Genomic DNA, 22,156 nt, shown 5'->3' on the forward strand with positions numbered 1-22,156 from the left:
TCTCTGTGCGCTGGCATAAAGAGAACCTCTTTTTATTAGAAATGAACAGCTGCTACTTAATTAGCAGGGTTTGAATGGCATGAGCCGGAATCATGTTCTCAGCCAGTTCGTCATGGAAGCGCAAGGTGAATGGAAGCTCTTGCTCTGTGCGGTTCATAACGATAACAGCAATAGTGCCATCAGGGTTGCGGAAAGCTGTTGTTTCAAGCTTATCTGTATATTTAGAGAAACCAATACGTTTAGCACCCGGACGAATATATTTACTGAAGTGCCCGATGTAATAGAAAGAGCTCTCAAAAGTAATTTCATCGTTTTTGGTATCTCCGATAATTGGAGCGTCGCAGTAATTTCCTACATGGTTAGGTCCACCTTGCTCATCCAAGACAATGTTCCAGTCTGTCCAGCTCGACATCCAGTTGTTCAGATTGCCGATGATATCATGTCCGTAACGTTCACCGGTGTTCCATGAGCCGAGATGAACGCCACCTTCTTGGCAGCCTTCGCTGAAGAACAGCTTTTTATCTGGGAAACGATCATGAACGGCAGAGAGGGCTTCGAAGTGATCACCGGAATACCAGTGGAAGCAGATTCCCCATATGTATTTGGATGCAACTTGATCTTCAAAAGCAACCTTAGCACGGTCATACACCCGTTCTTTATTATGATCCCAGATCATAACCTTTACATGGCCCAAGCCCGCTTGTTCCAGAGCAGGTCCCAAGTAGTCACGCACAAAATCCTTTTCTTCTTCGGCGGTATACAGGCAGGAATCCCATCTTTGTACAGCTTTGGCTTCATTCTGAACACTGACAGCCCAGATATCAATCCCTTCTGCAGCGTACGCCTCAATATATTTAACGAACATGTTAGCCCAAGCCTCACGATATTCAGGCTTAAGAGCTCCGCCTCCGTTCATTTGCCCGTTAGTCTTCATGAACGCTGGAGGACTCCATGGGGAAGAGAACAGACGGAAATCTTCACCTACTGCTGCGGCAGCATTTTTTATGAGGGGGATAACCGACTCGTGATCTCTGGAAATATCGAACGAACGTAGCTCCGCATCGCCTTCCTCTACATAAGCATAGTTGCCCAGTGAGAAGTCGCAGCTTTGGATATGTGAGCGGCAAAGGGTATATCCAATGCCGTGCTCAGGATGAAAATAAGCGTCGATGATTTCTTTTTGTTTAGCTGCACTAAGTTTAGAGATAGTAACGGCAGAGGACTCCGTAAGAGCTCCACCAAAGCCTTCAATTTCTTGATACTCCAGATCATCATAGATATTGATTAGCTCTGATTCGACTCCTGACGTATCGGGAAGGAAAATCAGAGGGTCCTTTTCTGTTAAACGATCCGTGGTTTCTTTAGCGGTTTGAATGACGCGAATAGTTTTACTCATAATGGTTGATAACCTCCTACATATGAATTCTGTCTTTATTATAGAAGGAGATTCACTGCACTTTGAAGAAACTATATGGCTAAGAACCTCAACAATCTGGTCATCGACTACTATAGAATGAGGAGCATATGCGATGGAAACAAACAGCGTTCAAATTAGTCTGTGTGGATTTATCCGCCATACTCAGCCTTTTCGGCAACTATATCGCAGTGGGTTGGATACCTATATCATCAGGCTGCAAGCAGAAGGGGAATGTGAAGTCCTTATCGATGGAGAAATGACTGCCGTAGTGCCGGGGGATCTATTGTTATTTAAGCCCTACGATATATATGATCTGAGAATCGGTGAAAAGAAAAGTCCTTTGGGACATAGTGTGGACTATTTTGTAATGTGTACAGGGGAATGGGTGGACCACTGGTGGAACCTGCGTGAGCGACCCAAAAAGGGTAGAATTGCGGATGATGGTAAGCTGCAAAGTATATGGCAACAGCTTGATCTGGAGAATAGAAGACTAGACGGGGGTAGCCCTGAAATACTTGAAGCACTATTTAAAGCTTTATGTTTGTTGTTAGATCGGGCTATGGAAGAGGCACCTGCATCATCTTCGGCTTCGCTTCTACACGGACTTAAAATGAAGAGTTATGTGGAGGAGCATGCTACTTCAGAGATCAGACTAAAGGACGTAGCTGCTCATGCTGGAATTAGTGTGACAAGGGCCGTACATTTATTCAAGATCCAATTCGGTTATTCTATTATGCAATATGCGGGGCAAATCCGGCTTGCGATGGCACTGAGATTAATGGACAATACCAATTACACCTTAGAGCGTATAGCAGAGGAGACGGGGTTTGGAAGTTACACCTATTTTCACAGGGTGTTTCGGGAGCGTTATGGTGTCTCGCCAGGTATCTATCGAAAGAGAGAGTAGAAGGTTTATCAGTAAAAAGAAGCTGCCCCATAAATCACAGAGTAGGACTTCGGGGCAACTCTCGATTAGACGTTAATTATAGTAAGGCCAGCCAGCAGAATCCCATTCGAGATCACTGATTAACAATTTGGGTGCGCCATTCTCAGCGACACTGTAAGCATGGCGGACGATAACGTTGGTTCCGTATATATCCTGTCCACCAGGACCCGCCCAAAAACTGTTGCCGCTATCGATGACCGTAGCCCCGCCATTTTTCATATCGGTACCGTCCTTCGCATAGAAAGGCCCCAGTACGCTGGTTGAGCGTCCCACTGCAATTTTATAGGTGCTGTTTACGCCTGAGCAGCATTGGCCAATGGATACGAATAGATAATAATATCCGGTGTTTGGATTGTAAACCATGCTGGAGCCTTCGATCCCCCCGGATTTAGTCGCAATGCGATACGAGTTGCCCGTTGGCTTCATGGTTGTTTTGTTGATGGAGGTAATGTAAATCCCGTTGCTCCAGGAACCGAAGGTCATCCATAGGTTTCCGTTAGCATCTGCCGTAATGTTAGGATCAATGGCGTTATAATTGGAGGCGTCATTAGACGAGATAACGACACCTTGGTCCGTCCATTTTCCCCCGGAGATCGATTTAGTAGTTACTAAACCAATAGCAGACACTCTTGAGCCGAATGTGGAGATAGAATAATAGAGGTAATAGGTACCGTTATAGTAGAAAATTTCTGGGGCCCATACATCTAGCCCTTCTTGATTGGGAACGTAAGAGCTCCACCAGGAGGGTTTCGAGGTATAAATCGGGAGGGAGCGAATATAGTTAGTTCCATCGTTTGAGAACATCACTTGGAGACCTGATCCCGTGCTGAATACCCAATGTGTGTTCCCCTCTTTGATATATGAAGGGTCGTGTACGTTGGTATCTCCAGTCAGATTCCAGGTTGCTGCATAAGCTTGCGATCCTCCTGAGAAAACAGTTGTAAAAAGCATTAAAAAAGACAACAATAACAACCGATAACCTTGCCTACCTTTTTTCGCCATATTCCTTCTCCTTTTAGTTTAGATTTCCCTAAAGTGTTTCATTATTTTGCAATTGATAACGCTTACATAATATCTTGTATTATTTCTCTAGTCAATGATTCTTTTGGATCAATAAAAAAGCAAATCTCAGCCATTGGAGACTTGCTTTTTTATATTTTTATAATAAATCTGTGATCGCTTGTTCAAATAATCTGACACTATTTTCCCAAGTCCATTTGCGCGAATATCTTTCCCCCTGCTCCGCTAATTTAGTTCTTAAGTTGGGATCACGTATTAAGCGGATGACATCTTCACCGAGCCGGTTCTCATATCGATAAGAGAGCAAACAGTTTTTCTTGTGATGGGCGTATTCCATATTCCCACCCGAATATACACAGACTAACGCTGCTCCACAACGCATGGCCTCAAGTCCCGGTAAAGAACCTGTATCAAAAATACTTGAGCTAACAAAAATATCCGCACCGTTATAGTGATAGCAGAGCTCCTCATCATTTGCTGGCGTAAAGAACCGATATTTGCCAGTAGCTTTCATTCTTTGGAGAATTTCTGAGGTGTTGAACTCGTCAGGCGGACTGATGAAGTTAATATTTACATCGGGATATTGGCTTTTTACGTAATCCAGCTGTTCTATAAGGTAATCTTGCTCGCGGTGCCAGGAGAAACCGCGTTCTGTTTTTCTTAATATAGCTGTTATGTTTAAAGGCTCTTGAAGACTGTGACGGATATTCATATTTTTAAAAGAGGAGCTAATGCCAATGGGCACGATACTGCCGGTGATGCCATGATTTAAAAAGATCAGCTCCTGCTGCCAACGTGATAAAACGATTAGATGCTCAGTGATGTGATAGGAGGGGAAGGAGCGTCCGTTATCCGGTAAAAAAGGAGGCTCATAACATAAAGATAAACGTACATGAACCCCTTTTCCTTGTTTGCTTGCTGCTTGGGCGATGGGGACAGTTGTATAATAATTAGAAACTATGACGTCTCCGGGAGGAAAGTCATGCTCGTGAATATTCATATGTGAGGAGCGGATTACGTTTGCGCGCACATCATAAGAAATAGCGCCATCCACAGGCAAGAGGAGGTTGACCTGATGGCCCAAATCTGTCAGCCCATTGGTGAGCTCTACCAGCATACGTTGTGCTCCGCCATGAGATAAGGTCAGAATAGGGAATGTGAATCTCATTGATAATCCCGTCCCTTCCAAGTTAGAGCTGTAATAGTGAAACAATATGATTCAATCGTTATGTTTCTTATTTTATTCAGCTCCTATAGAAAAGTACCATTTAACAAGTTTACAAACAAAAGCAGAAGGAAGAGGGATTAGTATGAGTGAAATCATTATCGAATGTATGAGAAGGCTCGATCAATCCTTGGGGTATGTGGAGCAAATTTTTGACCAGAGGCGGTTATTCATCACAGGAATTATTGCAGTATATGCTGAAGGTCAGGGAAGAAAGCCGTGCGGTGGTGGGCAATTTGACGAAGGCTGATCTAGAACGGGAGGTCACCATTAGTTTCCCTGAGGGGGCTGGAATGGAGAATTATACTTGGAGTATTCAAAAGATTATGATCGGAGCGGTAGAACATTATTCCTATCATACAGGTCAAATCGTATATGCCTCCAAATTGCTGCAGGCAGAGGATGATCATCTGCTCAATAACTGGAAACACTATTTTTGAGCATAGATAAAGCTGGGATAGATGCGCAGCTGCTGCTAACACCTATCCTCAGAAGTGGGTTTTTATTGTGTTATAGGAGCAAGCTTCTTCAGTAAAGCAACGGTATCATTAACCTCCAGATCCTTGATATCTTCTAATGACACATCGATCATTGGCTTATATTCTTGGAGTTTGCGCAGGAAAGCTTCGGTATGGAATAATCCGCTGCCTGCTTTTCCGTGGTATGCTTTTTCACCATCTTGATAGATATCTTTTAAATGCGCCAGAATGATACGGTCGCCGAATAATCTGAAGGAATCATCGACAATTTGATCCTGCAAATGCGCAGCCGTGCCAATAAAATTACAAGGGTCCAATACAACACCTATACAGCTTGATGGGACTTCATCTAAGATGCGGCGCATCTTGTCTGGTGTAGAAAGTGTATGTGTGCAGACCCCCTCTAGTCCTAGAAAAACGCCCCATTTTTCAGCTTCCTCTGCAAGTTCTTCTATAGTTGCCCTTAACGTATCCCAGCCGATAGCTTCGTAATGGACCGGATCTTGTGCTTGAAAAGTAGTCAGCGCACCGGTCTCTGTTGCCACCATAGGTGCGCCGAATTGGCGGGCATAACGAAGATGCTCTTTAAAACGATTGATCTCAGCTCTCCGGATGACAGGATCCGGATGAACAGGGTTGATGTAACAGCCCAAAACACCGATACGTATTCCTGCTTTATCAAATTGTTCGCCAATATAGCTGGCAAGACCTGGACTTAGTTTACCGGTAGAAGTGTCGATGTCCTGAATGGCTTTGGATAATGCAAGCTGAACAAAATCGATATCATAATTCTGAAGGGTTGCAGTTAACGACTTGAGCGGCAGGCAGCCAAATGTGTGGGCTAGAGTTCCGTATCTGATGGGTAACCTCTCCTTTAATAGAGTAAGTATGAGTAATAACCTTCATAATAGTAACGCTTTCATAAGGATGCAAGTGATTTATCATTATCGCCGGTCAGGAAATTGATGATTTCAGTGTTGACTCTATCCGGTTGCTCATGATTAATGCCGTGTCCCGCACGGGGGATGACTTGGTAATGAAACTTTCCGTCCTCTAAAATATCTATGAAATCCTTTGATTGTTTTAATGCGTGTTCTCCTACTAAAAAATAGAGCTTATCTCTGACGGCAACTGCGGCGTTTCTATCGTATTTTTGAAGCTTATGAACAAACATAGCTTGTTGATTATGAGTGCGCATTAAAAGGATTAGATGAGCAGCTACTTCTGGGTGATTGTCAAATAAAGGGGAGTCAGGCGCACTTAACTTCTTCAGCACTTTCAGTAAATTGCGATCCGTGGGAACCAGAATCTCTGGGAACATCATCATTAGCGTTTGCAGCATGGCTTTGATTGGTGTGGTGACCATTCCGCCTTCCAAACAAATCACACGGTTCACTTTGTCCGGTTGCTTGGTCGCATAATTAAAAGCAATATAGGCGCCATTTGACACCCCTGCAATATTAAAGACGTCTATGCTCAGATGTTTGGCTATTTCATTAATCCATTCCACCTGCTCAAACTTTTGTTTATTAAAGTACGCATTAGGAATGCTTTTTCCGGGTCCGCCCAGAGTATCAATAGCGATGCAGTAAAAATGCCGCGATAATTCCTCGATGTTAAGGAGCCACATGACCGCCGAGTTATCACCAACGCCATGAAATAGAAATAAGGGGGGATTACTCTTTTGCCCGGTAAGGATACAATGCGTCAGCCCATATGTGGTTGGGAGATCGAGTTCTTCAAGAGGAATAGGCCACTGATCAACTAGCTGTTGGTAGGACTGCCACACTTGTTCTTTCGCCTTGGCATTCTTAAAGCTATTTACCATCACAAACCTCCTTAGTGAAAAATACAACATCTGTATCTTATTCCAATAAGTATACTACGAGAGTGCGGAAGGAGGGGCGAGAAATAGAAACATTCCTGTGAAAAGAGGGGGAGCAGAAGGTGATTAGAGGGCGAGTAGATGGTGATTAGATTAGATTAGATTAGATTAGATAGATTAGATAGATTAGTTTAGATACCTGTTGCTTGATCACCTAGTAGTCACAAGGAGCCAGATAAGTGTATTTGGTACAACTAAATTGCTACTTTACTCTCACTTCGGTGATATAGATGTACTTTGTACAACTATATCTCTCGTAATTAGCTGATTTAGCTAAATTGGGCGAATTTAATTGCACAAAGTACACTTAATACATTAGGCGTGAGCATTGAAGTACATTTTAGTTGTAGATTGTGCAATTAAATAATGCATGCCGGTCTTGTTTGCGGTAAATTTTTGATAGGGAAGTTATTAATAACGTTCTAGGGGGGGATTATTATGCTTGTTGAGCTAAAGGAAGCTAGCATTTCAGATGGACGCGATATTTTTGAGATGATTGTGGAGATAGGTCCGGGGGAAAATGGATTCGTCAACAATGGATTTGATCTGGCTTTCAGTCAATTTCCTGATTTCATCCGGGAGAGGATAGCACTTTCACAAGGTGATAATCTTCCACCACAGTATGTAGCACAGACCAACTACTGGCTACTGATTGACTCCTATCCCGTTGGTGTCGGAAAATTAAGACATTCCTTAAATGATCAATTGAGGAAGTCAGGTGGACACATTGGCTATAGTATCAGACCCAGTGAGAGAGGAAGAGGTTATGGTACGATTTTTTTGGCAGAGCTGTTAAAAAAAGCTGCGGACATGGGGATTGATAAGGTCATGCTGACTTGTGAGCCGGACAATATATCTTCGAGAAAGGTTATTGAAGCGAACAAAGGAAAACTACATGGCATTAAGGATGAAAAATGTAACTACTGGATCACCCTTTAAGCTGGTTTGAAAAATAGTGGAGGAGTTGCCAAGAGGCAGCTCTTTTTTGTTATTCACGAGGTTATTGTAGTTCATCCAATGTAGATTCGTCTAAAATGTGAAAATAATTTAAAATTTTGTTGAAAGCGCTCTATTCAAACACAAACAAATAGTTTAAAATCAAAACAAACAAAAATAAACAAAAAAACAAACATTCAAAAACGGAGGTATTCACAAATGGTACAAAACTTATGGGATTCATCTCGGGAAACGAAATTAAACGGGGGATTGGATGCTTTAGTGTTCCGCTCTAATCTGCTTGGAGAAGATCGCCGAGTCTGTAACTTTGGCGGAGGGAATACCTCCAGCAAAACGATAGAATTGGATTTTCGCGGGCGTGAGGTAGAAGTAATGTGGGTGAAAGGCAGTGGTTCTGACCTTGCTACAATGAAAGCAGGCAATTTTACCGGACTAAGGCTTCAGGATATTGCCCCGTTATTTGAACGTGATGAAATGCCAGATGAAGAGATGGTAGCTTATCTCGCAAATTGTATGATTGACCCTAAACATCCTCGTGCTTCCATCGAGACGTTGCTGCATGCGTTTTTACCTTTCAAACATGTGGATCATACGCATCCAGATGCCATTATCAGCTTATGCTGTGCGCATAACGGTAAGGAAATTGCCCGTGAGATTTATGGGGATCGTTTCGTATGGGTGCCTTACATCCGTCCAGGCTTTACTTTATCCAAAATGATTGCCGAAGGTGTGCTCGCAAACCCGAAAGCTGAATTAGTGCTGATGGAGAAACACGGTCTTGTGACTTGGGGGGATACACCTGAATCTTGTTATGCCAAAACAATCTCCATAATTAACGAAGCGGAAAGTTATATTGAAGAAAGAATTGAAGATCAGAACCTATTTGGCGGCCGCAAATCAGAAGCACTTCCAGAAGCAGAGCGACGGGCTGTAGCGGCCGCAGTGATGCCACTGATCAGAGGCGCAGTTAGCGATGAGCGTAAAATGATTTTGACCTTCGACGATGCGGAGGATGTGCTGCGTTTCGTAGGAGGGGCTGACTCGGAGAAGTTATCTGATGTAGGCGCAGCTTGTCCGGATCATTTGGTACATACCAAAATGAAGCCGCTTTTTGTTGCGTGGGAGCCAAACACCAATGATATCAATGGCTTGAAGGCGAAGTTGAGCGAAGCGATTAGCGCTTATAAGGAGCAGTACAAAGCATACTTCGACCGTAATAAACATGAGGGCGATGTAATGTTCGAGGCTGCGCCACGTGTGATCCTGATTCCTGGCGTGGGCATGATCAACACAGGTAAAAGCTGGAGCAATTCTAAGATCAGCGGAGCCTTGTATCACCGGGCGATTGCTGTTATGCGCGGAGCTACTGCACTGGGAGATTTCGTCTCTCTTAGTGAGAATGAATCGTACAATGTGGAATATTGGCCCTTGGAATTATATAAATTATCACTGGCTCCGGCTGAAGCGGAGTTCTCCCGTAAAGTTGCCTTTATTACAGGTGGTGCCGGGGGAATTGGGAGTGAGACGGCTCGTCGTTTAGTATCAGAAGGGGCGCATGTTGTATTGGCAGACCTCAATCTGGAAGGTGCACAAAAAGTAGCGGAAGAGATTAACGCTAAGTATGGTGAAAATCGTGCATTCGCCGTTAAAATGGACGTAACTCAGGAAGAGCAGGTAACCGCAGCATATGCGGAGACAGCACTTTTTTATGGCGGGGTCGACATTATCGTTAATAATGCTGGGCTTGCAACCTCCAGTCCGTTTGATGAGACTTCATTAAAAGAGTGGAATTTGAATATTTCTGTACTGGGCACAGGATATTTTCTCGTTGCACGCGAAGCTTTTAAAGTGATGAAGGAGCAAAAAATCGGTGGCAGCATGGTGTTCATCGGCTCCAAAAATTCTATTTTTGCAGGAAAAAGCGTTTCGGCTTACAGTTCTGCCAAGGCGCTCGAAGCCCATCTGGCCCGCTGTATAGCAGCTGAAGGCGGAGAGTTTGGCATCCGTGCCAATACGATTCTGCCCGATGCAATTTTACAGGGATCAGCCATCTGGAATTCGAACTGGCGTAATGAACGGGCGGCTGCTTACGGGATTGAGCCGGATCAATTAGAGGAGCATTACCGTAAACGCACGACGCTGCTAGTTAATATTTATCCGCGTGATATTGCCGAAGGCGTTGCTTTTTTTGCTTCTTCCAAGTCAGAGAAAACTACGGGTTGTATGCTGACAATCGACGGTGGAGTGCCAGCAGCTTTTACTAGATAAGAGGTAGCTTGAATATAGATAGGGATAACGGAGGGAAATCATGCTGATTGCAGACAGATATGAACGAATCGTAGAACTAGTGAATGAACGCGGCAGCATCCGTGTCTCAGAATTGAGTACATTATGCCAAGTGACGGAAGAAACCATTCGCCGCGATCTGGATCGATTGGAAAAAGCGGGGCGGTTGCTGCGTTCGCATGGCGGAGCAGTTAGCCTGCGTGACCGGCAACCGGAGACCCCTTATGCCGAACGAGAAATCATGAATGCAGCGGAGAAACAGCGGATTGCCCGTGAGGCGGTAATGATGATTAAGCCGGGCGATCGAATTCTGCTGGATGCCAGTACAACGGCTTGGTATATGGCTTCGCATTTGCCGGATATGCCGCTTACTGTGTTGACCAATTCTACTAGAGTGGCAGCAGAGTTAAGCGGGAAGGAGCGGATCGAGGTCTTTTCTACAGGCGGACAGCTGAGCCGCAGATCAATGTCCTATGTTGGTCATTTAGCAGAACGTTCGCTTGAATTGTATCACGTGGATAAGATGTTTTTTTCCTGCAAAGGATTTCATCTCGAACGTGGCGCTAGTGAATCAAATGAGCTGCAAGCTATGGTGAAACGAAAGATGATTTCTATAGCGGAACAAGTGATCTTATTATGTGATTCCAGTAAATTTGGAATACAAGCGTTCACACATTTTGCGGCTCCTAGTGATGTGGATGTCCTAATAACGGATTACAACCCTGTTGGAGAACAAATGAAGCAGTTGCAGAATCTGAACATCGCAATAACGACGGTGTAGTAAATAGTTGTGCAGGAGGTGAAGGCATGAAGGTATCGATGTTTATAACTTGCGTCAGCGATGCCGTGTTCCCGAAGGTCGGGGAAGCCATGGCTCGTCTGCTAGCCAGGTATGGCGTACAGCTGGAGTTCCCGGAGGTGCAGACTTGCTGCGGACAGCCTGCGTACAACAGTGGATATTGGAATGAAGCGCGGCAAGCTGCACTTACGATTCTACAGGCTTTTGATGACAGTGATTTTGTCATTGCACCTTCCGGATCCTGTACGGGGATGCTTCATCATTACCCTAAGCTGTTTCAGGATGATCCGGTTAATCTGGTCAAGGCGCAGAATTTGCAACGCAAATCCTATGAATTTAGCCAGTTTATGGTGCAGGTACTTGGCGTAACTGATCTAGGAGCAGTCTTTCCGCATAAGGTTACCTATCATCCTTCCTGTCATGGCACAAGGATTCTAGGGATTCGCGACGAACCTATGCAGCTTATGCAAAATGTGAAGGCGATGGAGCTGGTGCCACTGCCTTTTGCTGAGGACTGCTGTGGGTTTGGTGGAACCTTTGCCGTGAAAATGTCTGATATCTCCGGGGCAATGGTCACTGAGAAATCAGATCATGTGCTGGAGACGGAAGCAGAAATCCTAACGGGTCTGGATATGGGTTGTCTGATGAATATTGCCGGGAATCTGCGTTACCGCCGCGAACCCGTTCGAGTTATGCATTTAGCAGAACTGCTGTATGAGGGGGTGACTGATAAATGAGCCAAGCTACCACCAATCCCAAGGCGGGTTCAGAGAATAGAAAGCCAGCTACAGTAAAAGAACGTGCAGACTTGGCGCTGAATAATGACTTTTTACGCAAGGCTGTTCGTTTTACCACGGAGAGACTGCGTGATGGAAAACAAAAAGCGGCTAACGATCATGGCCACTGGGAAGAGTGGCGTGAACGTGGGCGGCAAATCCGTCTACACACGATCGCCCATCTTGATTACTATCTGAACCTTTTTGCAGACAAGGCAAGAGTAAACGGCACACATATTCATTTTGCAGCAACGGGTGAAGAGGCTGTGAAGATTGCCCTTGAAATCGCGCAGCGAAAACAGGCAGCTTCTGTGGTCAAATCCAAATCAATGGTTACAGAGGAGCTGCATTTAAATAAGGCGCTGGAATCCATTGGTGTGGAGACCATAGAGACGGATCTGGGGGAGTATATTATCCAGCTTGCCGGGGAAACCCCGTCACATATCATTATTCCGGCGATTCATAAGAACCGCTACCAGATTGCCGAGCTGTTGTCCAAAGAGGCAGGAGAGGAGCTTTTGCCCGAAACTACTATCCTTGCTGGATTTGTAAGGCGTAAGCTGAGAGAGAAGTTCCTTGATGCGGATATCGGAATGACTGGCTGTAACTTTGCTATTGCAGAGACGGGTTCGATGGTGCTGTTCGAGAATGAAGGTAACGCTCGTATGGTCACCACTTTACCGAAAACGCAAATTACCCTGATGGGGATGGAGCGGATTATTCCTTCGTGGAGTGATCTTGAAGTGATGGCTACATTATTGCCTCGTTCGGCAACAGGGCAGAAGTTAACGGTATATATGTCGGGTATTTCTGGTCCCCGCAGGGATAATGACGGTGATGGGCCGGAAGAGCAACATATTATTATTCTTGATAATGGTCGATCTGAGCAGCTAGGCGATCCTGAGTTTCAGGAGCTGCTGAACTGCATCCGCTGTGGAGCTTGTCTGAATGCTTGTCCTGTCTACCGTCATATTGGCGGTCATGCATATGGAGGAACGTATAGCGGACCTATAGGAGCGGTGTTGACTCCGGCGTTGAATAAAAATGTAGATCAATGGGATGACATCGCCTCAGCCTCTAGCCTGTGCGGAGCATGTTATGAAGCCTGTCCGGTCAAAATCCCTCTGCATGATATGCTCATCTATTTACGGCGGCGTAAGGTAGAACGTGGTTATGGGGATAAGGCAGAAGGTCTCGGCATGAAGGGTTTTGGGGCGATCATGGCGAAGTCACAGCGATTTAGTAATGTGATGAAGGTAGGTAGAATCGGGCAAAAGCTGCTCGTACGAGACGGAGGAATTCCGTCGAAACTGGGCCCGCTGAAAGGTTGGAACAATTATCGGATCGCCCCGAAGCTGGCAGATCAATCCTTCCGTGAGAGCTGGAAGGGGCTGCAACAGGAGCTAGATAAGAACAGTCGCGAAATGGACCCTGTGATACAGAAGCGAATGGAAGATTTACTAGCGAAGCGGAAGCGGGAAGAGCTGGAAGGAGGGGCCGGGCATGACTGAAGAGACGCACAGTAACTGGTTGGAACGTATGGAGCAGGATTCACGTGAACAGCAGCAGGCATTCATGAATGATATCGCTCGCCGCCTGAAGCGGCCGAGAATTACTGAAGCTCCTGCACATCCTTTTCGCGGCGCACCGCAGTACTGGCAGCAATTCCAGTGGAGTCCGGAGGAAAGGATTGAACAATTTACGGCGAATTTTCAAAGCGCAGGTGGTCATGTATTTCGTATGAAGGATATGGATGAAGCCAAGGCTTTCATCGTCAGCAAAGTCAATGAGATGCTCGCACGGTATATTCTCCGGCAAAATGTCACCGAGCTAGCAGTACTTCGACTAGAGGAGGAACTCACAGATACACGGGTCTCTGTCTGGAATACAGATGATCAGGAGACATGGAAAGCTAGGGCGGCAGAGGCTGATATTGGAATTGTGATTGCGGATTATGCAGTTGCTTATACAGGCTCCATTTCTGTGCTGTCCTCTGAGAATAAAGGCCGTTCAGTCAGCTTATTGCCTACCGCATTAATTGCCATCGTTCCATTGGAGCGGCTGAAGACTCGTCTCGGTGAGGTGCTTATTGATTTTGATGAAGCTGGGCCATCGGGGCTGCCGGCGGGCATTCATTTTATCTCCGGACCTAGCCGTTCAGCGGATATTGAGAATGATCTGACGATAGGCGTGCATGGTCCAGGAATCGTATTCGCTTTGCTAGTAGGCTGATAGGAGATAAGGAGTGTTGTATAGGGATGAATACACAAGCTCATAATCAAATTCAGAATCATATTGCTGTTGATATCGGAGCCTCTAGTGGGAGAGTGGTCTGTGGAACCTTGCAGCAGCCGGGAGGAACCCTGTCTATAGAAGAAATTCATCGCTTCAGTAATGGATTCGCTGAACAAAATGGTAATCTATATTGGAATATAGATTATTTAGTTGCTGAAATCGTCAAGGGCTTACAGCAGGCCAAGGCTAGAGGGATCGAGCGCTGCACCGTGGGCATCGATACTTGGGGTGTCGATTATGTACTTCTCGATCAGGAGGGAGCGCGGATCCATGAGGTTTTTTCTTATCGTGACTCCCGAACGGATGGAGCGATAGAGAGGCTGCATCGTAACATCTCAACTGAAAGCGTTTACGAAAAAGTGGGGATACAATATCTCCCGATTAATACGTTGTATCAGCTGTTTGTGCATGATCAGGCGGAGCTGGAAGCAGCACATTCCATCCTGCTGGTCCCTGATTATCTTTATTATCGGCTTACGGGTCGCAAGATTAGTGAAGTGACGATAGGTTCCACCTCTGGGATGCTGAATCTTCACACTCGTGATTACGATGAGGATCTTCTGTCGGTGCTTGGTCTTTCAAAAGAGCAATTCCCTCCCTTAACAGAACCTGGGGAACCCGTTGGGAGGTTGACGGAGGACTTGGCGGCTCGCTGTGATCTTCCAGATTGCGAGTTCATAGCAGTAGCCTCTCATGATACAGCATCAGCTGTATTAGGGGTTCCGGCAAACAGCGAGAACTGGGGATTTCTCAGTAGTGGTACTTGGTCACTCATCGGGGTGGAACGGGGTTCAGCCATCACAAGTCCAGAGGCAATGTTACGCAACTATACGAATGAATGGGGAGCCTACGGCTCATTCCGGTTTCTTAAGAATATTATGGGCATGTGGTTGATTCAAAAGGTTCGTGAGGAGTACGGCGGACAATACAGCTTCGGCGAGCTGGTAGAGCTGGCAGCACAAGAAATCCCTTTTAGATCAATCATTTATTGCAATGATGAACGATTCATGAATCCACAGAGCATGATTGACGAGATCCGCAGCTATTGTGTGGAAGCAGGACAGTTGGTTCCTCAAACGCCTGGGGAAATGGCTCGATGTGTATTTGATAGTCTTGCTTTATCTTATTATTTCTACATTCAGGATCTCCAGCAATTGACGGGTGACAACTTAGAGAGGCTGCATATCGTTGGCGGAGGTGCGAATAACGGTCTGTTGTGCCAGATTACGGCAGATCTGCTGGAGATGGAAATTCACGCCGGACCAACGGAATCTACGGCTTTAGGCAATCTAGTGGTGCAGATGATCAGCACGGGTGCTGTAAATGATCTTCAAGAGGCGAGAGAAATTATAAGTCGTTCATTCCAAGTTACATCTTATATACCGAAGGGGATGGACCCCACGACCAAAAAGGCGGCTTTGGCACAGTTCGCCCGGCTGCAGGCCGTTAATTAGTAGCTAAGTTAAGAGGCACGCGAGCCAAAGAGAGGCAAAAGTGCCTCACCTAAAACACACTAAGCTAAAAATCAGGAGGCTCAATCATGGAGCAGAGTAAAGAGAGCTTACAGAGCATTCAGAACAGCTACAATGAAGCGAAAAAGCTTTACGCACAGCATGGGATCGACGTAGATAAGGTGTTGCAGCAGCTAGCGGAAATTAAGATTTCTTTGCATTGTTGGCAAGGTGATGATGTGAAGGGATTTTTGAATAAGGAAAAAGAACTGAGCGGCGGGATCGCAGTCACTGGAAGTTACCCGGGGAGGGCCGGGAATCCGGAGGAGCTGCGCCGTGATTTGGAACAGGCCCTTGCACTCATCCCAGGCCAACATAAAATAAATTTACATGCTATTTATGCGGATACAGAAGAGACTGTAGATCTCGATGCTTTAGAGCCTAAGCATTTTGAGCGATGGGTGAGCTGGGCCAAAGAGCGGGGACTCGGATTGGATTTCAATCCTACCTGTTTTTCTCATGAAAAAGCAAACGATGGCTTCACACTGAGCCACCCAGATCCTGAAATCCGCAACTTCTGGATCGCTCATTGCAAGGCCTCACGTCGAATCGCCGAGTCCTTTGGCCAGGCATTAGGTCAGCCTTGTGTGACTAATTTTTGGGTTCCAGATGGTTATAAAGATACGCCGATCGACCGTTTGTCACCAAGGGTACGGCTTCAGCAGTCACTCGATGAAATCTTCAGCGAGGAAATCGATCAGCAATATAACATTGATGCTGTAGAAAGTAAGCTGTTTGGTATTGGTTCGGAAAGTTACGTGGTTGGCTCACATGAATTCTATATGGGTTATGCGCTAAGCCGGGGCAAGGCGGTGTGCTTCGATGCTGGGCATTTCCATCCAACCGAGACGATTTCGAATAAGCTGTCTTCCTGGCTGCTGTTTGGGGATCAATTGCTGCTGCATGTTAGCCGTCCAGTACGCTGGGATAGTGATCATGTGGTAACTATGGACGATGAGCTGCTCGAGATTGCCCGTGAACTGGTTCGTGGCCAGTTTCTGGACAGAACGCATATTGGGTTAGATTTTTTTGACGGAAGCATCAATCATCTTGCTGCTTGGGTGATCGGAACACGAAATACATTAAAAGCTTTGCTTCGTGCCATGCTGGAGCCAATCGAGCAATTGAAGCAAATTGAGCTGGATGGAGATTACACTTCAAGACTTGCCTTGGTCGAGGAATTTAAATCGTATCCGTTTGGAGCCATTTGGGATTATTATTGTGCGAAGAATGGCGTACCGGTCCGGGAAAGCTGGCTAAATGAAGTAAAACAGTATGAGGCAGAGGTTTTATCGAAAAGATAGAGGTAGAAGTAGAAGCAGAACGAGCTTTGACAATATAAGTAGATAATAGATAGGCGGTTACCAGCAGGTGGCCGCTTTTTTTGTTTATAAATCGTACATTATTTGAATTCAGCTCTGATCTCTGCTATGTTTTATCCAAAAGAGAGCGAGGCGTAAACTATGAAACAATATGGACCGAACCCGAATACGCTCTATCCCAATGAACAAATTAAAAGTATCTGCTATATAAAAAATGCGATTACAAGAGACAATATCATTGTTGGCGATTATACCTATTATGATGATATAAACGGTGCAGAGAAGTTTGAGGAACGTGTGACTCATCATTATGATTTTATTGGCGACAAGCTTATTATTGGAAAATTCTGCGCGATTGCCAAAGGCATTGAATTTGTTATGAATGGTGCCAACCACCGGATGAATTCGGTTTCGACCTATCCGTTTAATATCATGGCACATGGCTGGGAACAGGCGGTCCCGGATTTAAAAGATCTGCCGCTAAAAGGTGATACAGTCATCGGAAACGATGTTTGGATTGGACAAAATGTTACGATTATGCCAGGTGTGCATATTGGAAACGGAGCAGTTATCGCAGCCAATTCTACAGTTGTAAAGGATATCCCGGCGTATAGTGTAGCTGGAGGAAATCCCTGCAAAGTGATTAGACAACGTTTTGATGATGAAATGATCGAATATCTTGAAGCGCTGAAGTGGTGGGATTGGGATGCAGAGCGAATCTTTAAGAATCTTGAAGTGTTATGCAGCAGCGATTTAACGAAAATCAAAGCGATCGATTAATCGTAAGTAGGTTCAGGATACGGACTTTAGTTTATCTTAAAGATATAAACCTCAATTGAGGGAATACTTTAGGTATGTACGTCATATGAACCTTTCGGAGGGAACCGGCAATGAAGAAAGATAAGGTCAAGAATAGCATGGAGCTCACTGCAGAGGAATTTCCATATAGCAAAGAAAATGAGGAAATGGTAACGCAAAATTTTTGGACGAAAACTAAAAAGTTTGCAGGCAAAATTCCATTTACTAAAGATGCTATCGCGATGTATTATTGTGCCGTCGACGCTAAGACACCTTTATGGGCGAAAGGAATTGCTTTCGGTGCATTGGCTTATTTTATTTCTCCTATAGATGCTATACCCGATGCGATTCTAGGCCTTGGATTTACAGATGATGCAGCGATTATCGCAGCAGGCATTAAAGCGATATCCGGTCAGGTAACCAATGAACATAAGGAAAAGGCGGAAGCGTTTTTTAATGGGGAAAAATAAAAGGTGCAGCATTAAGCTACACCGTTATATCTGTACTTTCAGGACAGCTTTCTGCGGAAAGCTGTTTTGTTTTGTACACCTCGCCCCAATCTTTCATGAGTTTAATAATAGGAATCAGTGTCTTGCCGAATTCAGTTAAAGAGTATTCGACTTTTGGGGGAACCTGATGGTAGACCTCACGGTGTACAACCCCATCCTCTTCCAACTCTCTTAGTTGCAGGGTCAGCATACGTTGGGTAATTCCCGGGCAGATCCGGCGGAATTCGTTAAAACGTTTCGTGCCATCAATCAAGTGATAGATGAGAATTCCTTTCCATTTGCCTCCTATAACGTCCAGTGTGAATTCTACAGGGCAAGCTTCTTTATTGCTTTCCGGGAAATTTCCGAAGCCACCTTTTCGGTCACGCATAGCTGTTCAACTCCCATGGTATCATTTTGTATACTACATAACATTATTGTGCGTACTTTTAAAGAAGTGATATATACACTAATATTAAGCATGTGATCGGCAAACAGTCAAATGCCCGTCGATTCTAATCAAGTAAAGGGAGTGTTACTCATGGATACTTTATCATTAAACAAGAATGAAATCCTGTCTGCATATCAGTTCAGACATGCAACTAAAGAATTCGATAGCCATAAAAAAATTAGTGAATCGGACTTTCAATTTATATTGGAAACTGGACGATTGTCACCAAGTTCATTCGGATTCGAGCCTTGGCGTTTTGTGGTAGTGCAAAGTCCGGAAGTACGTGAGAAATTACGTCCTAATGCCTGGGGAGCACAAAAGCAATTGGCAACCGCAAGCCATTTTGTGCTTATTCTCTCACGTCTTCCTAAAGATATGGCTGCTGACTCCGATTATATTAAAGGGATCATGGAGAATGTGCAGGAGTTGCCTCCGCAAGTAATGGAAGGAAAACGTAAAGTTTTTGATAAGTTCTTGAAGGTTGATTTCGGACTGATGGCGAATGAGCGGGCGATGTTCGAATGGAGCTGCCGGCAGACTTATCTGGCACTTGGGAATATGCTGACATCAGCTGCGTTAATTGGGATCGACTCCTGCCCAATAGAAGGTTTCGATAAAGCAAAGGTTGAGCAGATATTGGCAGAAGAAGGTATTATGGACGCTGAGCATTTTGGAATCTCTTGTATGGCAGCTTTCGGATATCGCCTGAATGAACCACGTGGTAAGACGCGTCAAGGTGCAGAGCAAGTAATTCAGTGGGTTTAACGAAATTGAATTTTAATCTTTGAGCCTGTAAAGTCTCTGTATTCTGGGGATTTTGCAGGTTTTTTTGCGATATTTCTTATAAGATTCAAAAAGTAATTGAAAGTTTCATGAAAACTCTGATACCCTTATGAAGGTGACTCAATATTAGCGCTATCGCTTTAACTTAATAATGAAGGGATCCTGCATCATGAAAATCATTCGCATTATTATCCAAGTGTTCCTGCTATATTTGTTCTACTTGGCTGGGGACTATCTGCAAAAGCAACTGCATCTCCCCGTGTCCGGGAGTATCGTAGGATTACTGTTACTTTTTGTTCTATTGCTATTCAGGGTCGTGCCTGTGAAGTGGATTGAAGAGGGTGCAACAACGATATTAGCTTATCTTCCGTTATTTTTTATTCCAGCGACAGCTGGGATCGTGAATCATATGGATATCTTTAGTGGTAGAGGTTTACTATTAATCCTAATCCTTATCGTTAGCAGTGTTCTCACGATTGCCGCAGCTGCACATTCTAGCCAATGGCTTACTAGTGTAAACAACAAGCTGAAAGCGGGTTGGAGCGGCAAGAGACTAAGCGAAAAGGGGAAGGAAATATAATGTTTTTTATCGCAACAGGTATTGTACTGCTTAACGTAGCTATTTATTTGATGATGTCAGTAGTATATAGACGATTTCGTATTCCTGTACTTATTCCCGCGCTTACAGCAACAGTGATTGTTGTAACTTTACTGCTATATTTTCATATTCCGTATGATACATATATGATAGGCGGCCAATGGATTAATCAGCTGCTCGGTCCTGCTGTAGTCTCGTTAGCCTACCCATTATATAAACAACGTAATGTGTTGATTGAGAATCTCCCGGCGATTCTGGGCGGAGCGATTGTGGGACTGCTTATAGGGATGTTTAGTGGACTGCTTTTGGCGGCAGGTCTAGGCTTCTCTAAATTATATGTTTTATCTTTATTACCTAAATCGATCACTACACCTGTAGCGATACAGATCTCGAACAGCTTAGGTGGGGACTCTTCTTTAACCTCCGTATTTGTTATGATTGCTGGATTTACTGGTGCGATTGGCGGACCTTTTATCATCAAGCTGTTTAGAATTCGTAGTGAGGTTGGAATCGGAATTGGTCTAGGAACCGCTTCTCATGCTCTAGGAACAGCAAAGGCCTTGGAATATGGTGAACAATCCGTTTCGATGAGCTCGGTTGCGATGACTGTATGCGCGATAGTTGGTTCTTGTATCGGCCCACTTGTAGCGTGGATGATGTACCCTTAAATTATTCTTTTAATTGGACTATGTTTGCAAAACACTCCATCGGGTAACTATAACTAAGGAACAAAAAAAGCAAAGCACCTGAGGAGGATTTCACATGTCCGATCACACACAAGATGAAGCGGAAATCCGCAACAAGGAAAATAAAGAAGGCGATTCATTAGCTGAAATTAAGAAGATGGAGAACGGTGTAGACATCGAGCCAGAGGCAGATGAGTGGGTAGCCAAACCTGCTGAATCCTCACACCCAGATCCGCTTCCCGATAATTTGGAGTAAATGATTCGGAAGACAGGCTGTCCTTTAGGGGACAGTCTGTTTTTGTTGATGATTGTAGTAAGTATTGTATAATAAATAAAAGTACAACCTCATCAGAGTGTTTTCTCCAAGTTCGTCTTAGCTTTTCGCAAATTTCACAGATCTTTGCCAATGGGGAGGAAATGGAATGCGTAGTCGAAATGAGAACAGCCGTTACCGGCAAAAACGTGGTGAGGCTCTCGCAGGAAACTTTGAGAAAAAGTACGGTTCAAACTTTGGCGTACGCAGTGAGCTTAAGATGGATGCACTGAAGAAACAAAACGACGATCAGTTGCTGACGACACCTCATGAAGAAGAGCATAAATAATTAGAAAGTAACGAGTGGGAGACTTTTACTCCTGAAATTCTGGAATGAAGGCATAACCTTATGGGTTATGTCTTTTTTGTGCGCATATTTCCTGAACGATCAAGACATAATAGGGCCGGATGGGCAACTAAGAAAATAATGACAACGAGAGGCGGGATTAGGTCATGATTATTCCTATATTTTCGTTAAGTGGAGATATAGCAGTTACTGTGGTGGGCCAATACTTTTTTTATTTTATGGTCTATTCCTTTTTAGGCTGGGTATTGGAAGGGACCTATAATCTATACAGTAATGGAAGCTTTCGCAAAGAAGGATTTCTAAAAGGTCCATTTAAGCCGATGTATGGCTTTGCTCCACTATTGCTATTGATTGCTAGAGATTTGACGCTGCCACTTCCGCTTTTCCTATTTCTTGCGCTAATCATTCCTTCTGCTGTTGAATTTATAAGCGGTTGGCTGTTAAAAACGGTATTCCATAAGCAATGGTGGGATTACTCAGGAATGTCTTATCAACTGCAAGGGCATATTTGCCTGCGTTTTTCTCTATATTGGTGGGGGCTTTCAGTAGCTAGTGTGTATGTAATTCAGCCGCTTATGGAGCTTTTATATTCGGGTGTTCAGCCTATTTGGAAATTCGTGCTTCCGATCGTGGGGTTCTACTTTATGGCGGATTTATTATGGACCTGCTGGAGCCGATATCGGATGGAGAAAACCCCTCAATATCAGAAATAATGGTTTCCTATATGTATACTACGAGTCTTCTTTTGTGTATCAAGCACAAACATTTCGTGGACAGGCATTTCGGTATTGCATATCCGTTTCTAGTCATAAAT

The 22,156-nt window shown here is 44.5% G+C and carries 25 protein-coding genes; 19 read left to right on the forward strand and 6 right to left on the reverse strand.

The features are described 5' to 3' along the window. Window positions 1-52 precede the first annotated feature (52 nt). Entirely contained in the window at window positions 53-1,396 is a 1,344-nt protein-coding gene (locus NSQ50_RS10975; protein ID WP_076224949.1) for a glycoside hydrolase family 30 protein, read from the reverse strand. A 133-nt stretch (window positions 1,397-1,529) separates the two neighbouring features. On the opposite strand from NSQ50_RS10975, the gene NSQ50_RS10980 reads away from it, so the two are divergent. Further along, window positions 1,530-2,324, forward strand: coding sequence for an AraC family transcriptional regulator (locus NSQ50_RS10980; protein ID WP_076224948.1), 795 nt, complete (start codon window positions 1,530-1,532; stop codon window positions 2,322-2,324). Between the two features lie 72 nt (window positions 2,325-2,396). Here NSQ50_RS10980 and NSQ50_RS10985 read toward each other — a convergent pair whose 3' ends face one another. Both NSQ50_RS10985 and NSQ50_RS10990 read right to left on the reverse strand, forming a co-directional pair. Next, a complete protein-coding gene (locus NSQ50_RS10985) occupies window positions 2,397-3,365 on the reverse strand; it encodes a glycoside hydrolase family 43 protein (RefSeq protein WP_036689758.1) in 969 nt (322 codons plus the stop codon). A 157-nt stretch (window positions 3,366-3,522) separates the two neighbouring features. Beyond that, complete coding sequence (locus NSQ50_RS10990) at window positions 3,523-4,551, reverse strand: glycosyltransferase family 4 protein (RefSeq protein ID WP_036689759.1); 1,029 nt, start codon at window positions 4,549-4,551, stop codon at window positions 3,523-3,525. Between the two features lie 142 nt (window positions 4,552-4,693). On the opposite strand from NSQ50_RS10990, the gene NSQ50_RS10995 reads away from it, so the two are divergent. Both NSQ50_RS10995 and NSQ50_RS11000 read left to right on the forward strand, forming a co-directional pair. Next, on the forward strand, window positions 4,694-4,858 hold the full coding sequence (locus NSQ50_RS10995; protein WP_162164296.1) for a hypothetical protein: 165 nt from the start codon (window positions 4,694-4,696) through the stop codon (window positions 4,856-4,858). Then, a complete protein-coding gene (locus tag NSQ50_RS11000; protein ID WP_162164297.1) occupies window positions 4,845-5,048 on the forward strand; it encodes a DUF1572 family protein in 204 nt (67 codons plus the stop codon). Before NSQ50_RS10995 ends, NSQ50_RS11000 begins: the two co-directional genes overlap by 14 nt. A gap of 62 nt (window positions 5,049-5,110) precedes the next feature. Here NSQ50_RS11000 and NSQ50_RS11005 read toward each other — a convergent pair whose 3' ends face one another. Beyond that, a complete protein-coding gene (locus NSQ50_RS11005) occupies window positions 5,111-5,977 on the reverse strand; it encodes a sugar phosphate isomerase/epimerase family protein (RefSeq protein ID WP_305953653.1) in 867 nt (288 codons plus the stop codon). Window positions 5,978-6,006: 29 nt separating this feature from the next. Further along, window positions 6,007-6,915 carry an alpha/beta fold hydrolase gene (locus NSQ50_RS11010; protein WP_076100760.1) on the reverse strand — a complete coding sequence of 303 codons (909 nt, stop codon included), beginning with the start codon at window positions 6,913-6,915 and terminating at the stop codon, window positions 6,007-6,009. Window positions 6,916-7,410: 495 nt separating this feature from the next. On the opposite strand from NSQ50_RS11010, the gene NSQ50_RS11015 reads away from it, so the two are divergent. The 10 genes from NSQ50_RS11015 (at window position 7,411) to NSQ50_RS11060 (ending at window position 18,186) form a co-directional block, all read left to right on the forward strand. Then, the gene (locus tag NSQ50_RS11015) at window positions 7,411-7,911 is read left to right on the forward strand and encodes a GNAT family N-acetyltransferase (protein ID WP_076100758.1); all 501 of its coding nucleotides are present in this window, start codon (window positions 7,411-7,413) and stop codon (window positions 7,909-7,911) included. Window positions 7,912-8,127: 216 nt separating this feature from the next. Continuing rightward, entirely contained in the window at window positions 8,128-10,197 is a 2,070-nt protein-coding gene (locus NSQ50_RS11020) for a bifunctional aldolase/short-chain dehydrogenase (RefSeq protein ID WP_076143199.1), read from the forward strand. 40 nt (window positions 10,198-10,237) lie between these two features. Next, complete coding sequence (locus NSQ50_RS11025; protein WP_076143198.1) at window positions 10,238-10,996, forward strand: DeoR/GlpR family DNA-binding transcription regulator; 759 nt, start codon at window positions 10,238-10,240, stop codon at window positions 10,994-10,996. A 26-nt stretch (window positions 10,997-11,022) separates the two neighbouring features. Next, window positions 11,023-11,751, forward strand: a complete 729-nt coding sequence (locus tag NSQ50_RS11030) for a (Fe-S)-binding protein (RefSeq protein WP_036689769.1) — start codon at window positions 11,023-11,025, stop codon at window positions 11,749-11,751. Beyond that, window positions 11,748-13,301, forward strand: a complete 1,554-nt coding sequence (locus tag NSQ50_RS11035; protein ID WP_076224947.1) for a LutB/LldF family L-lactate oxidation iron-sulfur protein — start codon at window positions 11,748-11,750, stop codon at window positions 13,299-13,301. The genes NSQ50_RS11030 and NSQ50_RS11035 overlap by 4 nt, the downstream gene beginning before the upstream one ends. Beyond that, window positions 13,294-14,022: a LutC/YkgG family protein gene (locus tag NSQ50_RS11040; RefSeq protein ID WP_076224946.1), complete on the forward strand. Its 729-nt coding sequence runs from the start codon at window positions 13,294-13,296 to the stop codon at window positions 14,020-14,022. Before NSQ50_RS11035 ends, NSQ50_RS11040 begins: the two co-directional genes overlap by 8 nt. 26 nt (window positions 14,023-14,048) lie before the next feature. After that, window positions 14,049-15,539 carry a rhamnulokinase gene (gene rhaB, locus NSQ50_RS11045; RefSeq protein WP_256717105.1) on the forward strand — a complete coding sequence of 497 codons (1,491 nt, stop codon included), beginning with the start codon at window positions 14,049-14,051 and terminating at the stop codon, window positions 15,537-15,539. 86 nt (window positions 15,540-15,625) lie between these two features. Continuing rightward, window positions 15,626-16,900, forward strand: a complete 1,275-nt coding sequence (gene rhaA, locus NSQ50_RS11050; protein WP_036689772.1) for an L-rhamnose isomerase — start codon at window positions 15,626-15,628, stop codon at window positions 16,898-16,900. Window positions 16,901-17,059: 159 nt separating this feature from the next. Continuing rightward, on the forward strand, window positions 17,060-17,698 hold the full coding sequence (locus NSQ50_RS11055) for a Vat family streptogramin A O-acetyltransferase (protein ID WP_076100754.1): 639 nt from the start codon (window positions 17,060-17,062) through the stop codon (window positions 17,696-17,698). A gap of 110 nt (window positions 17,699-17,808) precedes the next feature. Beyond that, window positions 17,809-18,186 carry a YkvA family protein gene (locus tag NSQ50_RS11060; protein ID WP_080742463.1) on the forward strand — a complete coding sequence of 126 codons (378 nt, stop codon included), beginning with the start codon at window positions 17,809-17,811 and terminating at the stop codon, window positions 18,184-18,186. Window positions 18,187-18,202: 16 nt separating this feature from the next. Here NSQ50_RS11060 and NSQ50_RS11065 read toward each other — a convergent pair whose 3' ends face one another. After that, window positions 18,203-18,595, reverse strand: a complete 393-nt coding sequence (locus tag NSQ50_RS11065; protein WP_036689775.1) for a winged helix-turn-helix transcriptional regulator — start codon at window positions 18,593-18,595, stop codon at window positions 18,203-18,205. A gap of 150 nt (window positions 18,596-18,745) precedes the next feature. On the opposite strand from NSQ50_RS11065, the gene NSQ50_RS11070 reads away from it, so the two are divergent. The 6 genes from NSQ50_RS11070 (at window position 18,746) to NSQ50_RS11095 (ending at window position 22,055) form a co-directional block, all read left to right on the forward strand. Beyond that, window positions 18,746-19,420 carry an NAD(P)H-dependent oxidoreductase gene (locus NSQ50_RS11070; protein ID WP_036689777.1) on the forward strand — a complete coding sequence of 225 codons (675 nt, stop codon included), beginning with the start codon at window positions 18,746-18,748 and terminating at the stop codon, window positions 19,418-19,420. 187 nt (window positions 19,421-19,607) lie between these two features. Further along, window positions 19,608-20,018: a CidA/LrgA family holin-like protein gene (locus NSQ50_RS11075; protein WP_036689778.1), complete on the forward strand. Its 411-nt coding sequence runs from the start codon at window positions 19,608-19,610 to the stop codon at window positions 20,016-20,018. Beyond that, window positions 20,018-20,704: an LrgB family protein gene (locus NSQ50_RS11080; protein ID WP_036689780.1), complete on the forward strand. Its 687-nt coding sequence runs from the start codon at window positions 20,018-20,020 to the stop codon at window positions 20,702-20,704. The genes NSQ50_RS11075 and NSQ50_RS11080 overlap by 1 nt, the downstream gene beginning before the upstream one ends. Window positions 20,705-20,798: 94 nt before the next feature. After that, window positions 20,799-20,978: a hypothetical protein gene (locus NSQ50_RS11085; protein ID WP_036689781.1), complete on the forward strand. Its 180-nt coding sequence runs from the start codon at window positions 20,799-20,801 to the stop codon at window positions 20,976-20,978. 166 nt (window positions 20,979-21,144) lie between these two features. Next, a complete protein-coding gene (locus tag NSQ50_RS11090) occupies window positions 21,145-21,324 on the forward strand; it encodes a hypothetical protein (protein WP_038570027.1) in 180 nt (59 codons plus the stop codon). A gap of 164 nt (window positions 21,325-21,488) precedes the next feature. Further along, window positions 21,489-22,055, forward strand: coding sequence for a putative ABC transporter permease (locus tag NSQ50_RS11095; protein ID WP_036689784.1), 567 nt, complete (start codon window positions 21,489-21,491; stop codon window positions 22,053-22,055). The last annotated feature ends 101 nt before the right edge of the window (window positions 22,056-22,156 follow it).

This window comes from Paenibacillus sp. FSL R10-2788 (assembly GCF_038003885.1).
Taxonomy (GTDB): domain Bacteria; phylum Bacillota; class Bacilli; order Paenibacillales; family Paenibacillaceae; genus Paenibacillus_AQ; species Paenibacillus_AQ odorifer.

What these genes read in the sequence shown, in the direction of transcription:
- NSQ50_RS10975 (WP_076224949.1), bottom strand. Translation starts at nt 1,396, where the DNA reads ATGAGTAAAACTATTCGCGTCATTCAAACCGCTAAAGAAACCACGGAT.
- NSQ50_RS10980 (WP_076224948.1), top strand. Translation starts at nt 1,530, where the DNA reads ATGGAAACAAACAGCGTTCAAATTAGTCTGTGTGGATTTATCCGCCAT.
- NSQ50_RS10985 (WP_036689758.1), bottom strand. Translation starts at nt 3,365, where the DNA reads ATGGCGAAAAAAGGTAGGCAAGGTTATCGGTTGTTATTGTTGTCTTTT.
- NSQ50_RS10990 (WP_036689759.1), bottom strand. Translation starts at nt 4,551, where the DNA reads ATGAGATTCACATTCCCTATTCTGACCTTATCTCATGGCGGAGCACAA.
- NSQ50_RS10995 (WP_162164296.1), top strand. Translation starts at nt 4,694, where the DNA reads ATGAGTGAAATCATTATCGAATGTATGAGAAGGCTCGATCAATCCTTG.
- NSQ50_RS11010 (WP_076100760.1), bottom strand. Translation starts at nt 6,915, where the DNA reads ATGGTAAATAGCTTTAAGAATGCCAAGGCGAAAGAACAAGTGTGGCAG.
- NSQ50_RS11015 (WP_076100758.1), top strand. Translation starts at nt 7,411, where the DNA reads ATGCTTGTTGAGCTAAAGGAAGCTAGCATTTCAGATGGACGCGATATT.
- NSQ50_RS11020 (WP_076143199.1), top strand. Translation starts at nt 8,128, where the DNA reads ATGGTACAAAACTTATGGGATTCATCTCGGGAAACGAAATTAAACGGG.
- NSQ50_RS11025 (WP_076143198.1), top strand. Translation starts at nt 10,238, where the DNA reads ATGCTGATTGCAGACAGATATGAACGAATCGTAGAACTAGTGAATGAA.
- NSQ50_RS11030 (WP_036689769.1), top strand. Translation starts at nt 11,023, where the DNA reads ATGAAGGTATCGATGTTTATAACTTGCGTCAGCGATGCCGTGTTCCCG.
- NSQ50_RS11035 (WP_076224947.1), top strand. Translation starts at nt 11,748, where the DNA reads ATGAGCCAAGCTACCACCAATCCCAAGGCGGGTTCAGAGAATAGAAAG.
- NSQ50_RS11040 (WP_076224946.1), top strand. Translation starts at nt 13,294, where the DNA reads ATGACTGAAGAGACGCACAGTAACTGGTTGGAACGTATGGAGCAGGAT.
- rhaB (WP_256717105.1), top strand. Translation starts at nt 14,049, where the DNA reads ATGAATACACAAGCTCATAATCAAATTCAGAATCATATTGCTGTTGAT.
- rhaA (WP_036689772.1), top strand. Translation starts at nt 15,626, where the DNA reads ATGGAGCAGAGTAAAGAGAGCTTACAGAGCATTCAGAACAGCTACAAT.
- NSQ50_RS11055 (WP_076100754.1), top strand. Translation starts at nt 17,060, where the DNA reads ATGAAACAATATGGACCGAACCCGAATACGCTCTATCCCAATGAACAA.
- NSQ50_RS11060 (WP_080742463.1), top strand. Translation starts at nt 17,809, where the DNA reads ATGAAGAAAGATAAGGTCAAGAATAGCATGGAGCTCACTGCAGAGGAA.
- NSQ50_RS11065 (WP_036689775.1), bottom strand. Translation starts at nt 18,595, where the DNA reads ATGCGTGACCGAAAAGGTGGCTTCGGAAATTTCCCGGAAAGCAATAAA.
- NSQ50_RS11070 (WP_036689777.1), top strand. Translation starts at nt 18,746, where the DNA reads ATGGATACTTTATCATTAAACAAGAATGAAATCCTGTCTGCATATCAG.
- NSQ50_RS11075 (WP_036689778.1), top strand. Translation starts at nt 19,608, where the DNA reads ATGAAAATCATTCGCATTATTATCCAAGTGTTCCTGCTATATTTGTTC.
- NSQ50_RS11080 (WP_036689780.1), top strand. Translation starts at nt 20,018, where the DNA reads ATGTTTTTTATCGCAACAGGTATTGTACTGCTTAACGTAGCTATTTAT.
- NSQ50_RS11085 (WP_036689781.1), top strand. Translation starts at nt 20,799, where the DNA reads ATGTCCGATCACACACAAGATGAAGCGGAAATCCGCAACAAGGAAAAT.
- NSQ50_RS11090 (WP_038570027.1), top strand. Translation starts at nt 21,145, where the DNA reads ATGCGTAGTCGAAATGAGAACAGCCGTTACCGGCAAAAACGTGGTGAG.
- NSQ50_RS11095 (WP_036689784.1), top strand. Translation starts at nt 21,489, where the DNA reads ATGATTATTCCTATATTTTCGTTAAGTGGAGATATAGCAGTTACTGTG.